Annotated in this window: 13 protein-coding genes and 1 pseudogene; 10 read left to right on the forward strand and 4 right to left on the reverse strand. The window is 61.6% G+C overall.

The genetic code is table 11. The features are described 5' to 3' along the window. Window positions 1-102 precede the first annotated feature (102 nt). From ILT44_RS28075 to ILT44_RS28085, 3 genes are all read left to right on the forward strand, one after another. Window positions 103-360 carry an adenylate/guanylate cyclase domain-containing protein gene (locus ILT44_RS28075; protein WP_255549953.1) on the forward strand — a complete coding sequence of 86 codons (258 nt, stop codon included), beginning with the start codon at window positions 103-105 and terminating at the stop codon, window positions 358-360. A 93-nt stretch (window positions 361-453) separates the two neighbouring features. Next, window positions 454-843, forward strand: a complete 390-nt coding sequence (locus tag ILT44_RS31580) for a cupin domain-containing protein (RefSeq protein ID WP_255549952.1) — start codon at window positions 454-456, stop codon at window positions 841-843. A 260-nt stretch (window positions 844-1103) separates the two neighbouring features. Then, a complete protein-coding gene (locus tag ILT44_RS28085) occupies window positions 1104-1586 on the forward strand; it encodes a hypothetical protein (protein ID WP_204242911.1) in 483 nt (160 codons plus the stop codon). 343 nt (window positions 1587-1929) lie between these two features. On the opposite strand, the pseudogene ILT44_RS28090 reads toward ILT44_RS28085, so the two are convergent. Beyond that, window positions 1930-2947: pseudogene (locus ILT44_RS28090) on the reverse strand (IS110 family RNA-guided transposase). A gap of 144 nt (window positions 2948-3091) precedes the next feature. Here ILT44_RS28090 and ILT44_RS28095 point away from each other — a divergent pair. The 6 genes from ILT44_RS28095 to ILT44_RS28120 all read left to right on the forward strand — a co-directional run bounded on the left by ILT44_RS28095 (window position 3092) and on the right by ILT44_RS28120 (window position 9548). After that, on the forward strand, window positions 3092-4462 hold the full coding sequence (locus ILT44_RS28095; RefSeq protein WP_204242912.1) for a transposase: 1371 nt from the start codon (window positions 3092-3094) through the stop codon (window positions 4460-4462). Between the two features lie 239 nt (window positions 4463-4701). Beyond that, entirely contained in the window at window positions 4702-5493 is a 792-nt protein-coding gene (locus ILT44_RS28100) for an alpha/beta fold hydrolase (protein ID WP_204242913.1), read from the forward strand. 180 nt (window positions 5494-5673) lie between these two features. Then, a complete protein-coding gene (locus ILT44_RS28105; RefSeq protein WP_204242914.1) occupies window positions 5674-6990 on the forward strand; it encodes a family 1 glycosylhydrolase in 1317 nt (438 codons plus the stop codon). After that, window positions 6987-7787, forward strand: a complete 801-nt coding sequence (locus ILT44_RS28110; RefSeq protein WP_204242915.1) for an MIP/aquaporin family protein — start codon at window positions 6987-6989, stop codon at window positions 7785-7787. Before ILT44_RS28105 ends, ILT44_RS28110 begins: the two co-directional genes overlap by 4 nt. Before the next feature lie 316 nt (window positions 7788-8103). Beyond that, complete coding sequence (locus ILT44_RS28115; RefSeq protein ID WP_204242916.1) at window positions 8104-8832, forward strand: vWA domain-containing protein; 729 nt, start codon at window positions 8104-8106, stop codon at window positions 8830-8832. Further along, the gene (locus ILT44_RS28120) at window positions 8829-9548 is read left to right on the forward strand and encodes a DnaJ domain-containing protein (protein WP_204242917.1); all 720 of its coding nucleotides are present in this window, start codon (window positions 8829-8831) and stop codon (window positions 9546-9548) included. Before ILT44_RS28115 ends, ILT44_RS28120 begins: the two co-directional genes overlap by 4 nt. 55 nt (window positions 9549-9603) lie before the next feature. On the opposite strand, the gene ILT44_RS28125 is transcribed toward ILT44_RS28120, so the two are convergent. Together ILT44_RS28125 and ILT44_RS28130 are read right to left on the reverse strand one after the other, a co-directional pair. After that, window positions 9604-10260 (reverse strand): dioxygenase family protein, encoded by a 657-nt coding sequence (locus ILT44_RS28125; RefSeq protein WP_204242918.1) that lies wholly within the window; start codon window positions 10258-10260, stop codon window positions 9604-9606. Between the two features lie 279 nt (window positions 10261-10539). Continuing rightward, window positions 10540-11217 (reverse strand): protein-L-isoaspartate(D-aspartate) O-methyltransferase, encoded by a 678-nt coding sequence (locus ILT44_RS28130; RefSeq protein ID WP_307826720.1) that lies wholly within the window; start codon window positions 11215-11217, stop codon window positions 10540-10542. Between the two features lie 224 nt (window positions 11218-11441). On the opposite strand from ILT44_RS28130, the gene ILT44_RS28135 reads away from it, so the two are divergent. Beyond that, window positions 11442-11978 (forward strand): L,D-transpeptidase, encoded by a 537-nt coding sequence (locus tag ILT44_RS28135; protein ID WP_204242920.1) that lies wholly within the window; start codon window positions 11442-11444, stop codon window positions 11976-11978. Window positions 11979-12302: 324 nt separating this feature from the next. Here the strand turns inward: ILT44_RS28135 and ILT44_RS28140 are convergent, their stop codons facing one another. Then, the gene (locus tag ILT44_RS28140; protein WP_204242921.1) at window positions 12303-13088 is read right to left on the reverse strand and encodes an MBL fold metallo-hydrolase; all 786 of its coding nucleotides are present in this window, start codon (window positions 13086-13088) and stop codon (window positions 12303-12305) included. Window positions 13089-13296: the final 208 nt, after the last annotated feature.

Raw genomic sequence — 13296 nt, forward strand, 5'->3', positions numbered from 1 at the left:
CCGAGGGAACCACAAAGCAATGAGGGGGGTCAGATCTTCAGTGCGCCCAAGGGGTCAATTCTTCGGTTCGGTTGACACGAGGGGCTAGACTTTGTTGGATGTCTGCATGCCGGTCCTGTGACCTACGGCAATATCGGCAGTCCGGATCGCTTGGACTTCACTGTTGTTGGACCCACGGTCAACGTCGTGAGCCGTATGGAAGCCATAGCCAAGAGTGCGAACTGCCCAGCAGTCTGCTCGCGGGAGGTAGCTGCACTCCTTCCGGCGGAGGCTGTCAGTCCTCTCGGGACCTTCGCTCTGAAGGGCGTTCCCGATGACCAGACCGTCTTTCAACTGCTCGCACCTCGGAAACAGGCTTAAACTCCCGCTTTGCCAGTGCGGTAAATCGTGCATTCGGACCGGTGCCTTGTTGGATATAGTGGCCTTCCTCAATCGGTTGCCGGAGTATAATCGATGTCCTTTGCGACCAATCGGCTTGGCGGGCTCCCTGACGCTACTGCACCTGATGGTTCTGAGGTGCGGATCCTTTGCAGCGCCAATCGGGGGAGTTTGGCGCATTTCACGTTGCCGCCGCGTGCGGTTTCGAAGGCAATGGCACACCATACCGTCGAGGAGGTCTGGTACTTTGTCTCGGGCCGTGGGCAGATGTGGCGCCGCTTGCATGATCACGAAGAGATTGTGGATGTGGAGCCCGGCGTCGCCCTCACGATCCCGGTTGGTACCCACTTCCAGTTCCGCTCTGTCTCGCCTGAGCCCCTCACAGCAGTGGGGACAACCATGCCGCCGTGGCCAGGCGACGGCGAGGCGTTTGCCGTCGAGGGAATCTGGGAGCCAACCGTTTGATGAGCCCCGATTAGCCGCTCTGGAACTGGAGCAGGCTGGGCGCAGATCCTGCAACAACGGTTCCACGCTGCTGAGCCTCCGCTTACACCCAGCCATCTTGAAAGCGGATCAACCGATTCCGATCGATCCCGAACTGCTCTAAGATTCTAAGATATAGAGGGTCGGGCTTGTTTGATACCGGCTCGCCCGAAGTTCCCATCCGGTGCCTCATGCCGCCGGGTGCAGGTCCTCATTCCTTGGACAAGGCGAAGGAGGAAGCCATGCATCATAGCCGCGCTCCAGCCATCCTCGCGGTCGTTCTTACGTGTTTCACAAACTCGAGCCCCAGAGCTGCCGAGTGTGACGACTTGATTGCGCGGCACATGATCGGCCAAGCCATGCTCGCGGCTCAATTCGTTGCTGCGGCGGAGAAGGCAGGGATGATGACTGCCCAGATTAACAGCGTCCTCAACACGGTCGCCGCGGGTTCGGCGATCGAGGAATTCTGGATCACCGATTCGGCCGGTCACGCGTACCTGACCAACACCGGCATCGACTTCGGGTTCAGCCCTGATCCGGCCCAGCAACCGCAGGCCTCCGCCTTCTGGGCGCTGCTCGACGGGCGGGAAAAAGTGGTCGTTCAGGAGCCTCGGAAGCGCGAGATTGACAACCGTATCTTCCAGTATGTCGGCGTCGCGGGCGTGGACAAGCCTCGGATCGTCCAAGTCGGCGTCAGCGAGAAGAACCTTCCGGTCTGCAAGTGAGAGGTCCAGGAGAGCGATATGGAAGGGAGGATGGGCAAAGGATGCCGGCTTCTCCGTCTTAAAGACGACGTCCAGCCCACTTCAGCCTCGTGCCGATTTCGTTCTCTACTGGGTCAAGGGGTGGCTCTCCGATCCTGAGCGGTTTTGCTGTCCCAAAGGGTGTCTGCGTTCTCTGCGTGCTCCAGGGCACTTGATGGGGTCAGTTGGAGTGGAGCGACCTGGTTAAAACCGCAGTCGGCCCTTTTCTCAGGCCGCATGCGACAGAATCGGCGTCGTTATCCACACCCTCCCTTGGGCGTCGCTCCGCTCGGGAGCTCGTCTCGACCTGTTTCCGCTGCTCCTCTCAGGCCGCTTGGAATGTGCTGCCATGGCGGAGCATGGCATGCATGATGATCGCCAACCGGCGGGCCAGCGCGACACGGGCCTTCCTCATCATTGAGCGTCGGGCAATTCCCAGCGCCCATTCCTTGAGAGCCAAGGCGCCGCGGTAGCGCGTCAGCATCACATTGGCGGCCTCGTACAACAGGGTCCGTACTCGCCGGTCCCCGCACTTGGAGATGCTGCCCACATAGTCGATCTCGCCGGATTGGAAGCGCCGCGGCACCAGGCCGAGATAGGCTCCGACATCCCGCGAGCGGCGGAAGCGCTCCGGAGTATCGATGGTGGCGACAAAGGCTAAGGCGGTCAGTTGGCCGACCCCCGGAATGGTCATCAACCGCTGGCAGGCCTTAGACGAGCGGGCCAGCAGGCGCATGTCACGGTCGATCGCCACGACCGCTTCCAGAAAGAACGGCCTTGCGGGCGGCGAGCAGGCCCTGCATGGCCCCTGACAGACCTGCAATCCCCTGGCTGGCTTGGATGACCTGCTCGGTAAAGCGCGGACTGAGCCCGCGGGGCAGCCGGACCCCAAACACCACAGCCAAGCCGCGGATCTGGTTCTCCAGAGTAACCCGCTGCCCGACTAGCTTCTTGCGGGCGATGATCAGGGCACGCACCGCATGGGCCGGCAGTGACTTGACATGCACGGGCTTGAAGAAGCCGGTTCGGGCGAGATGCGCCAGCCCGCGGGCATCGTTACGACCCGTCTTGTGGGTTGCGAGCGACCTGAGCGCCTGGTAAGCCTGCCGGCTCTCGATGCAGATCACCGGCAACCCAAGAGCTGCCAGGCCATGGAAGAGCATGGGCGCCATGCGGCCGGTCTCAAGCACGATCCTCGCGCAGGCAGGTGCCGTCTCCAGCACGGCGGCGATCGCTTCTGGGGTGCTGGAGGCCTTCGCCTCCAGAACAGCGCTTCCATCCCGCTCGACCACACAGACGTGGGTCTCGTTCATCGAGACGTCTAAACCAGCGTAGTAGTCCATGGCTGCTCTCTCCTGTGCACGTGGCCAGCCGATGTTACCGGCATCCAGGAAGAGCCGCCCTATTACCCAATGTTGAAAAACTCGTCGTGATTGGCGGCGGATCGTGATTCCCTGGTGAGGCATTCTCAGCAGGAGGATCGGGCCATGATGGGCGAGCGTCTCGTGATGCAGGAGAGCCTGTTCTATGAGTTCCGGCTTGAGGATCATGTCCCGTCCGATCACCTCCTGCGGCGCATCAACCGCTTCGTCGACTGCTCCGAGCTGCGCCAACATCTGGCCGGCTTCTACAGCTCTATGGGACGGCCCTCCATCGACCCCGAGCTGATGATCCGCATGCTGCTGATCGGCTACTGCCTCGGCATCCGCTCTGAGCGGCGGCTCTGTGAGGAAGTGCATCTGAACCTGGCCTATCGCTGGTTCTGCCGTCTCGGGCTGGAGGGCAAGGTGCCTGACCACTCCACCTTCTCCAAGAACCGGCACGGGCGCTTTCGCGAGAGCGACCTGTTCCGTCACCTGTTCGAGGCCGTGGTGCAGCGCTGCCTGGACGAAGGGCTGGTGGGAGGGGAAGGCTTTGCGGTCGATGCCAGCCTGATCCACGCCGATGCCAACAAGCAGCGCTCCCTGGCAGGCTCTGACTGGAGGAACCAAGACCACATGCAGGACGCTCCAAGGGCGGTGCGCGAGTATCTCGCTACCCTCGACGAGGCCGCCTGGGGTGCGGCGACTGATGTTGAGCCGAAGTTCGTGTTGCCCGCTGATCCGGCCGCCCAGTGGACCGGAGCAATGCGCGGTCCGGCGTTCTTTGCCTATGCGGACAACTACCTCATCGACCTCAAGGCAGCCGTGATCGTGGACGTGGAAGCCTCTCGCGCGGTTCGGCAGGCTGAAGTCGGAGCGGCCCGCACGATGCTGGAGCGCAGCGCTGATCGCTTCGGTCTCAAGCCGGAGCGGCTAGCAGCGGACAGCGCCTACGGCTCGGCCGAGATGCTGCACTGGCTCGTGGAGGAGCAGAAGATCGAGCCGCATGTTCCCGTCATCGACAAGTCCGAGCGCCAAGACGGCACCTTCTCGCGATCAGACTTCACGTATGATCCGGAGGTAGACACCTACACCTGTCCCGAAGGCAAGACCCTGACGACCAGTGGCCGGATCGTAAACGAGGGCACGAACAGGCTCTATCTGGGCAGCACCTTTGACTGTGGTCCGTGCCACCTCAAGGAGCGCTGCTGTCCCAACACGCCGGCGCGCAGGATCCCGCGCAGCATCTATGAGCATGCCCGGGAGGTCGCGCGTGCCCTGGCCGGGACGCCGGCCTTCGAGCGGTCGCGTCAAGGTCGCAAGCGGATCGAGATGCTTTTTGCCCATCTCAAGCGGATCCTGAAGCTGGGACGTCTGCGGCTGCGCGGTCCGTGCGGGGCTCAGGACGAGTTCCTGTTGGCCGCCACCGCTCAAAACTTGAGGAAGCTTGCCAAGCTGGTTCTGCCTACAGGGCCTCGGGTGACCCAAGAGGCCTAAAGGGGTTTAAGGAGCATGCCTCACCGCAGACCCAGCTTCAACAGGGCGAGCTTCGTCGCCGTCTCAGCCAGTCTGGATGCCGACTTTTTCAACGCAATCTGCCACATGCAGACCTCAGGAGCCGCACCTTTTAGCCATTTTGGATAGACCCAACCGACTTCCTGACCCTGAGCGACAGGCTTCTGGTAAGATGGCGTCTCTCAAGTCGAGGGACGCCTTGAGTGACTGTTGGTAGGAACATGCGCCAGTCCATCCTTCACGACGAAGACCAAGGCACTGGGTCACCCACCTTGGTTTTCCTTCACTACTTCGCCGGATCTTTGCGGGTGTGGGACCACGTTGCCGGGGTTCTGTCGAGCACCTGCCGGTGCCTGAGCGTCGACCTGCCCGGGTTCGGCCGCTCACCGCCACTGCCCACCTACAGCGTGCATGCGGTTGCGCAAGTGGTCGCCGGGCTCATCGCGGACCTTCGCCTCGACAGCTACGTTCTCGTCGGCCATTCCATGGGCGGGAAGCTGGCGCTCGCCTGCGCGGCCGAGCGCCCTCCGGGGCTGGCGGGCCTCGTTCTCGTGTCCCCGTCGCCGCCCTCGCCGGAGCCGATGGACGAGAGCGAGCGGGACCGCCTGCTCGCAACCCATGGCGATCGTGCGTCGGCGGAGCGCACCCTGCGCACCATCACGCGGCGCTCCCTCCCGGCGGAGGACGTTGCTGCCTGCATCGCGGACAACCTCCTGACCTCGCCCGAGGCTTGGCGCTGGTGGCTCGCGCAGGGCAGCCGTGAGGACATCACGGCGCAGGCCAAGCAGGTTGCCTGTCCGGCTCTGGTTCTTGGCGGAAGCGATGACCCGGTCATTCCGCCTTCCGTGATCGCAGATGATGTCATGCCCCGGTTGGCCGACGCCTCCCTCATCGAGATTGCAGGAGCCGGTCATCTCCTCCCACTCGAGGCCGCTCAGGAGGTCGTGGGCGCGATCCGGACCTTCGTCGCGCAACGGTGCCGTCGTGCAGGTGAGGAAACAAACCGCCCATGAGACCGGCAGCGCTGGCCGGAGTACGCCTTTTGATGGCGGGCAGCCGCCGCCCCGTGACTTTGCGGCGGACCGCAACCAACGTATGGTTCCGCAGAAGGCCAGTACACCTGCGTCGGCCGGGCACACCCGCCCGACCGCTTTGCCCAAGGGCGCCTGATGGGCCCTGCTTGGAGGCCCGAGATGGCAGCGCCCTGGTTCATGTTCGCGACCGGCATCGAGAACAGCTATCCGACGATCAAGAACGGCAGCGTCCGGGTCGACGAGATGCAGAAATGCGGGCATTACACGCATTGGCGGAGAGATTTTGAACTCCTGGGAGAACTCGACATCCGCTATCTGCGCTACGGGCCGCCGATCCACCGCGTCTGGCTCGGCCAGGGCCATTATGACTGGAACTTCCCGGACGAGACCTTCGGCGTGCTCAAGACGCTCGATGTCGTCCCCATCGTCGATCTCTGCCATTTCGGGGTGCCCGACTGGGTTGGCAACTTTCAGAATCCCGATTTTCCAGCCCTCTTCGCCGATTATGCGAGTGCCTTTGCGCAGCGCTTCCCCTGGGTGCAGCTCTATACGCCCGTGAATGAGATGTTCATCTGTGCAACGTTTTCGGCGGCTTACGGCTGGTGGAACGAGCAGCTGCGCAGCGACCAAGCCTTCGTGACGGCGCTCAAGCACATCGTGAAGGCGAATGTCCTGGCCATGGCAGCGATCCTCGATACTCGCCCGGATGCCATCTTCATCCAGAGCGAGTCGTCCGAATATTTCCACGCCGACGAGCCCGACGCGATCGGGAGCGCAGAAACCCTGAATGCGCGTCGCTTCCTCTCTCTCGATCTCAATTACGGCCGCCGCGTCGATTCCGATATGTACCAGTTCCTCTTGGATAACGGCATGACGCGCGACGAGTACCAGTTCTTCCTGACCCATCATCTGCGTCAGCACTGCATTATGGGGAATGACTACTACGTGACGAACGAGCATCGGGTCGCTCCCGACGGGCGGACCTGGGCGGCAGGAGAAATCTTCGGATACGCGGAGATCACCCGGCAATATTACGATCGTTACCGTCTCCCCGTCATGCACACCGAGACGAACCTGGTGCAGGGGCCCGTCGGAGATGAAGCGGCGAGTTGGCTTCGGAAGGAGTGGGCCAACATCCTGCGGGTTCGCAACAGCGGCGTCCCTATCGTCGGGTTCACATGGTACTCCCTGACGGATCAGGTCGACTGGGATACGGCCCTGCGTGAAGAAAATGGCCGTGTGAACGCTCTCGGCCTTTACGATCTGGATCGTAACATTCGGCCCGTCGGCGAGGCCTATCGGCAACTCATCCAGAGATGGCGCCAAGTCCTGCCGACGCAGAGTGTGTGCCTCACGCTTCCGATCATTCAGCCGAGTCAATTCGGCAGCGTGCATGCCGCATCCCAGCAGGAAGCGGCTCGTGACCTGCGTCACGGCACCACCGCATCACAAACGATGACGGATCATGCAGGATGAGCACGCTCCTGCGACCGTCTCGCGACAGGCCGCTTCATGGAGATCCCTGTCCCCCTGCCCGGCTGCATCCCGACTTGTATCTGGCAGAGTTCATCGGCACAGCCATTCTGATCTTGGTCGGCGTGTCCGTCGTCATCCTCATGTTCGGACAAGGCAGTCCCGGGTCAAGGTTGATCCCTGATGAAGGGCTGCGTCTGTTTTTGACGGGAGGGCTGTTCGGATCGGTCGGCGCCTTGATTGCCATCTCACCGATCGGACGGATCAGCGGGGCGCATATCAACCCCGCCGTCACACTTGCGTTCTGGCTGGAGGGCAAGCTGGCTTGGCGCGATGCCAGCTTCTACATCCTGGCGCAGTTCGCCGGCAGCGCCGTCGGAGCCCTCCCTCTTTTGGCCTGGGGACACATGGGACAAAGCGTTGCGTTTGGTGCCACGCGACCAGGGGTCGGTGTGCCGGTGTGGGCTGCCATGCTGGGCGAGGCGGGCGTGACGTTTCTGCTCATCCTTGCAATTCTAACGACGGCGGCGCATCCCAGCACACGGCGCTTTACCCCCCTGGTCCTGCCTGCTGTCCTCTCGGTGCTGGTGTGGCTGGAGGCTTCCATCTCCGGTGCCGGAGCAAACCCCGCACGCTCGTTTGGACCAGCACTCGTAGCCAATATACCTGTGGACCCATGGATTTACATGGCAGGGCCCTCCCTTGGGGCCGTCCTATATGTTTGCTTAGTTCGTATTGAGGCGATTCATCTCCCTCGCGTGACAGTTGCCCGCATGTTCCATTTCCACGTTGAGCCCTGACAACCCGCAGCAAACAACTGCAATGAAGGTCCGTTTCGGGTCAGGAACCGAGATTCCCTACGCTTTCGGAACGTCCGGTTCGACGAAGATTGCTGCCTTCGAGCTCAGGTCTCAGGCGTACCAACAAGCGACGTTCCAGCAGCTCCGCCCTGAAGGATGTTCCGCGCCGCTTCCATCACCTACTGCATCGGGGATTCTTCCTGCCTGTTCTCCTGATCCTCCCAAGTCTCGCAATCGGGAACTGCCGCGCTATGCCTCCGTGCCTTGCATTTACAGGCGCACGCTCGAGCCCCACTTCTTTGGAGAGGGAGATGCAATGGCTGACAAGAAGGATCTCACACCTCCGCCCATGGCTGCCGGAAGTCCGGCCTCAATAGTCGACTCGTTCCTGGCGGAGGCCAAGCGGCTTGGACCGTTGGCGGGCAAGGCGCCGCGGGCGCGGCTCGTATTTGCTCTCGACGCCACCATGAGCCGGCAACCCACCTGGGATCTCGCCTGCCGTGTCCAGGGCGAGATGTTTGCCGCGGCCAGTGACGCCGGAGGCCTCTCGGTACAACTGGTCTACTTCCGAGGCTTCGGTGAGTGCCGCTCCTCCCGCTGGGTCGCGGATCCGCGGGCTCTCACCGACCTCATGACGAGGATCAGTTGCCGGGGTGGGCAAACCCAGATCGGGCGGGTGCTCCGCCACGTCCGGACGGAGGCGAGCCAGACCCCAATGAAGGTGCTCGTCTATGTCGGCGACGCCATGGAGGAGCCAATCGACGATCTCTGTGCTGTCGCAGGCGAGCTTGGCCTTCTCGGTGTGAAGGCTTTTATGTTTCATGAAGGGCATGACCCTGATGCCGGCCGTGCTTTTCAGGAGATCGCGCGGCTGAGCGGCGGAGCCTATGCCCGGTTTGATGCAGGAGCCCCCCAAACGCTATCCGAACTCTTGCGCGCTGCCGCGACCTATGCGGCCAGCGGTGTCGAGGGTCTCACTCGGTTATCCGCAGGCAACACGCAGGCCCACGGCCTGCTCACTGCCATCACCGGACGCAAGCCGTGATGCTGCTGTATGGCATCGCGGCCGTCACGGTCCTGTGGTTCTTCCTGAGTAACGTTGCACACGCGAACCCAGCCACTCTGGCGAAGCTTTTCAAGGTCATCGGCGGCATTGTGGCCCTCGGGATAGCGGGACTGCTCGTCATTCGGGGACGGATCGACATAGCCCTGCTAATTGGAAGTCTGGGAGCCTGGCTCCTCGGGTGGAGCCACCTGACCTTCCCCGATCTCGGTGGACGCGCACAGCGGGTCTCCGGCCGCACGTCGCGGGTCCGCTCGAAGCTGATCGAAATGACACTCGATCACGACACCGGTGAAATAGAGGGCTCCGTGCTTGCCGGCACTTTCGCCGGGCGGCCACTCGCGTCCTTCGATGAGGCACACCTGCAGGATCTGCTGACGGAGTGCCAGACCAGCGATGCGGATGGCGTTCGCCTTCTCGAAGCCTACCTCGATCGTCGGTTTCCTTATTGGCGTGAAGACACCCAGAATAAGGAGCAACCGCGGGCGGACGCTCAATCTGCATCGAGTGTCATGACCCCAGAGGAAGCTTACCAGATCCTGGATCTCCAACCCGGGGCCACCGCCGATGAAATCCGGCAGGCACATCGAACCCTGATGAAGAAGCTCCACCCGGATCAAGGTGGTTCGACCTATCTTGCCGCGCGCGTGAACCAAGCTAGGGATCTTCTGTTGAGCCGCCATGAGGGCAATCGGTGATGCTGCAGCCACCGCCATCCTGGTTGACGGGTGGATTGCTAATGATCCCGCGGATCTATGCCGCCACAATAATATCAAAGCGCCCTTGGAGAGCGCCGGGTTCAGGCACTTGCCCAGAGGACAAGGGCACAATCACACTGCGGCGGGCTCGAGGGTCACGGATGCTGTTGAGAACCCCGTCCCGTGCGTTGAGGGGTTCGCCCTCGATGTACATCTGTGTGATCAGACGTCCCAGCCCCGGCACATGCACGGCAAAGTGGATGTGGGGCGTCCGTCCTGGATACGGCACAGGTCTTATGGTGCGGAACCGATATCCACCCTGTTCATCAACTTGGGTGCGGCCATAGCCCTGGAAGGCATGATCGATGCGCCCCTGCCCAGCTGCACGCGGATGGCGATAGATGCCATTTGCATCGCACTGCCAGATCTCGACCACGCTGCCGGGTTTCGGCTGCCCGCGGGTGTCCAACACCCGCCCTGACACATGGACCACCTGTCCCAGAGCCTGAGCGGCCTGACCCGTGATCCGGACGAGGTCGTTGTCCATGTCGGGCGGGAATTCGACTGGGTAGAAGGGGCCCTCCGTCTGCCCTGGTGTCGGGACAAGCTCGGTCGCAACCAAGCTCCTCGGGATGATGATAGAGGCTGACGTGATGGCAGCCTTGATCAGCAAAGAGCGCCGATCAGGATAGATGATAGGATGGTGGCTCATGCAAGAACCCTAGGCGTGGATCACTGAAAGGCAGCATAGACGATTGGCCTTTCCAGACCAGTTCGCCACATCGCACGAACGTGATGGTAGGCCTGTGCTCCAGGTTCGGGAATGAGACGGGCAGCCCCTGCAAGCGTGCGCTGCCTTTGGTTTTCCGCTCGTATGACGATCGGCTCTATGTGACCAGACGACATTTGGCCCGAGGCTGTATGGATCCCGCATCCAGAGAAAGCCGATATCACCTTTGCCGTATGAGCAGGCCGCCAGGCCGGAGTGTTTTCAGGTAATTGTCTCAAGCCGGCCGAACCGCACAGGCAGGAGTTCCCGAACTCCGGTCTGACCATTGGCATCCTTCTCGATGACGGTGAGACGCTGCATCTCCTCCGGTCCTACCGGCATCACCAGGCGCCCGCCTGGCTTGAGTTGCTCAAGCAGGGCGGCAGGCACCTTGTCAGCCGCAGCCGATACGAGGATCTTGTCGAAAGGAGCATGCTCGCGCCAGCCGCGGGACCCGTCTCCCTCGCGGATCTTGATATCGGCATAACCGAGCTGTTGAAGGAGTTCACGCGCAACACCGGCAAACTCCTCAACGATCTCGATGCTCCAGACGTGACCCGCAAGTTCCGCCAGGATCGCCGTTTGGTACCCCAGTCCGGTCCCCACCTCGAGCACCTTCTCGCTGGGCTGTGGCGACAGAAGATCGGTCATGAGCGCCACGATGAACGGCTGCGAGATTGTCTTGTCAAAGCCGATAGGCAGGGGCGTGTCCTGATAGGCATAAGGCGCAAGAGGGGTTGGGACAAACAGATGCCGTGGCACTTTCCGCATCGCGGCCATTACCCGCTCATCCAACACGGCTCTGCCAATCTCATCGCTGGCTAGATCCGCGTGGATGGCAATCATCTCGACCATATGCCGCCGCAGAATCGCCAAGTGGCTCTCATTCATTGGCTTCATGACACCAGCTTTCAATCGAACCACTTACTGGTCGTTCTACCTGCAAGGGATTGGCTAACCCGGAGTAACGCTCAGGATGGTTATCAGGTTGTCCCGATTGGCCGAGATCCAAATCTCAGTCGGGCATGGAACCTTAGCCGTTTACGGTGGTCATCCTTTTAGAGCTCCATGGCGGAGAGGGTGGGCAGCAGGGGGAGTGGATCATGCGGAGAGCAACCTCGTTGATGGCTGTCGTTGTTGCGGCCCTGGCCGGGCCGAGCACAGCCATGGGAGCTGAGGTCCTCATCTCGGTCAACAAGGCAACGCAGCGCATGACCGTGATGGTTGATGGCGCTGAGCGGTATTCTTGGCTGGTGTCGACAGGTTTGGCGGATTACGCCACTCCGACTGGTGCCTTTACACCGTCTCGTCTGGTGAAGGACCACTATTCGAAGGAGTGGGATGACGCCCCCATGCCGCACTCGATCTTCTTCACCGATTCAGGGCACGCCATCCACGGGAGCCAGGCCATTCGCCGGTTGGGCACACCGGCTTCCCATGGCTGTGTGCGGCTGGCACCGGAGAACGCTAAGGTTCTCTTTGGCCTTGTCATGTCAGAAGGGCTTGGCAACACGCGGATCGAAGTGACCGGCGTTGATCCTATCGGGATCGGATCTGGAGGGAGTTATAGCCGCCTGACCAGCTTTGATCCGCTCACATCTGGAATTATGGCTGATAGCCCTGCCGCTCGCCTACAGATAGAAACTCGCAGACGCCCGTAAAGACGAAGGTGTCGTGGCAGACATGGGCCGCTTTGGGTCAAAACCGGCCTATCAGCATGGCTGTGTCAAGGTCAGTTCGTCCCTACATTGCAGACGTTCGTCGGCCAAGCGCGATGTGAGGCGCGGTTGCTGCGGATTGCACGAAGTTTGTCTGCTGTTACCCGTGACGTTACCCGCAGGAAATAAGGGCGTGGAACTGCAGGCGCGGGATAATGATAAAACCCTTGCCGGTTAAGGGTTTGAGGTGGTGAGCGCGCTGGGACTCGAACTCAAGACCCTCTGATTAAACGTCAGATAGCCTCGTTGCAGCGTGCCGGAAGCCGTTCAGTGCCCCGGCAGAACCAGGATCTTCGGGGTCTTCGGCAGCGCGGCACGCGAGAGGGTGATGGCCGCCGTGTTGCTGAACTCCACCGGAAAGTGCTCCCGGGCTGAGCTAAGAAAGCGGTTGAGCGTCGACGGACCAAAGAAGTGCATCGGGATCATCAAGGACGCATTGATCGCGCGCAGCACCTCCATCATGTCGAACGTCTCAAGCGTGTAGCCGCCATCCACCGGCACCAGCAGAACATCGATGCGCCCCAGCTTCTTGAGATGCTCGGGCGAAAGGGTGTGGTGCAGATGGCCCAAATGGGCGATGCACAGCTGAGAGGTCTCGAACACGAAGATCGAGTTGCCGTCGTACTCTGTCGCTCCCCCATAGCTTCGGATATTCGTCGAGACACTGCGGATGCGAACATCCTGCACGGTGAGGTCGTGGTACGCTGGGCCACCAGCTGGATCCCAGCCCTTGAGCACATGCTTGATCCCCGGATCCGGTCGATAGCTGAAGTGGGTGGAGTGCGCCTTGTTCATGGTGGCCACATCCGGTGGAACGGGCGGACGCGTGCCGTCGCTGTAGTCGGTGGCAATCCGCACCCCTTGCGGCGTCTCGATCAGGAAGGTCGCGTGGCCGACAAACGTCAGGCCAACCTCATCCTGACGTAAGGCAGCCCGGGCGAACAGAGTGTCTCGGGAGGCGATCAGGCCAGGGCAGTTCTCTGGCTCAGTCGGGGCAGCAGACAACGGCAAGCTCAAGCTTGCCCAGGCTGCAACCGCACAGGCGATTTGCATCAATCTCCTCATCGGCGCCTCCACTGTCCCAGGTCAGGCAAGTCGTGGATTCCCACCATGCAGGCAGAACATCAAGGATGTAGGCCTTGGAAGCTACCAGACCACAAGCCGGTGGCTCACATGGACTATTGCACATGGAGTAATTCCGGGGACCGCGCCATAACCTGGCTCTGGGAATCAGCTCTCTACCATCGACGAGGCCCACGCC

It is taken from the genome of Microvirga arvi (assembly GCF_016892765.1).
GTDB lineage: Bacteria > Pseudomonadota > Alphaproteobacteria > Rhizobiales > Beijerinckiaceae > Microvirga > Microvirga arvi.

Coding starts and splice junctions, on each gene's coding strand:
- ILT44_RS31580 (WP_255549952.1), top strand. CDS start 454: ATGTCCTTTGCGACCAATCGGCTTGGCGGGCTCCCTGACGCTACTGCA.
- ILT44_RS28085 (WP_204242911.1), top strand. CDS start 1,104: ATGCATCATAGCCGCGCTCCAGCCATCCTCGCGGTCGTTCTTACGTGT.
- ILT44_RS28095 (WP_204242912.1), top strand. CDS start 3,092: ATGATGGGCGAGCGTCTCGTGATGCAGGAGAGCCTGTTCTATGAGTTC.
- ILT44_RS28100 (WP_204242913.1), top strand. CDS start 4,702: ATGCGCCAGTCCATCCTTCACGACGAAGACCAAGGCACTGGGTCACCC.
- ILT44_RS28105 (WP_204242914.1), top strand. CDS start 5,674: ATGGCAGCGCCCTGGTTCATGTTCGCGACCGGCATCGAGAACAGCTAT.
- ILT44_RS28110 (WP_204242915.1), top strand. CDS start 6,987: ATGAGCACGCTCCTGCGACCGTCTCGCGACAGGCCGCTTCATGGAGAT.
- ILT44_RS28115 (WP_204242916.1), top strand. CDS start 8,104: ATGGCTGACAAGAAGGATCTCACACCTCCGCCCATGGCTGCCGGAAGT.
- ILT44_RS28125 (WP_204242918.1), bottom strand. CDS start 10,260: ATGAGCCACCATCCTATCATCTATCCTGATCGGCGCTCTTTGCTGATC.
- ILT44_RS28130 (WP_307826720.1), bottom strand. CDS start 11,217: ATGAAGCCAATGAATGAGAGCCACTTGGCGATTCTGCGGCGGCATATG.
- ILT44_RS28135 (WP_204242920.1), top strand. CDS start 11,442: ATGGCTGTCGTTGTTGCGGCCCTGGCCGGGCCGAGCACAGCCATGGGA.
- ILT44_RS28140 (WP_204242921.1), bottom strand. CDS start 13,088: ATGCAAATCGCCTGTGCGGTTGCAGCCTGGGCAAGCTTGAGCTTGCCG.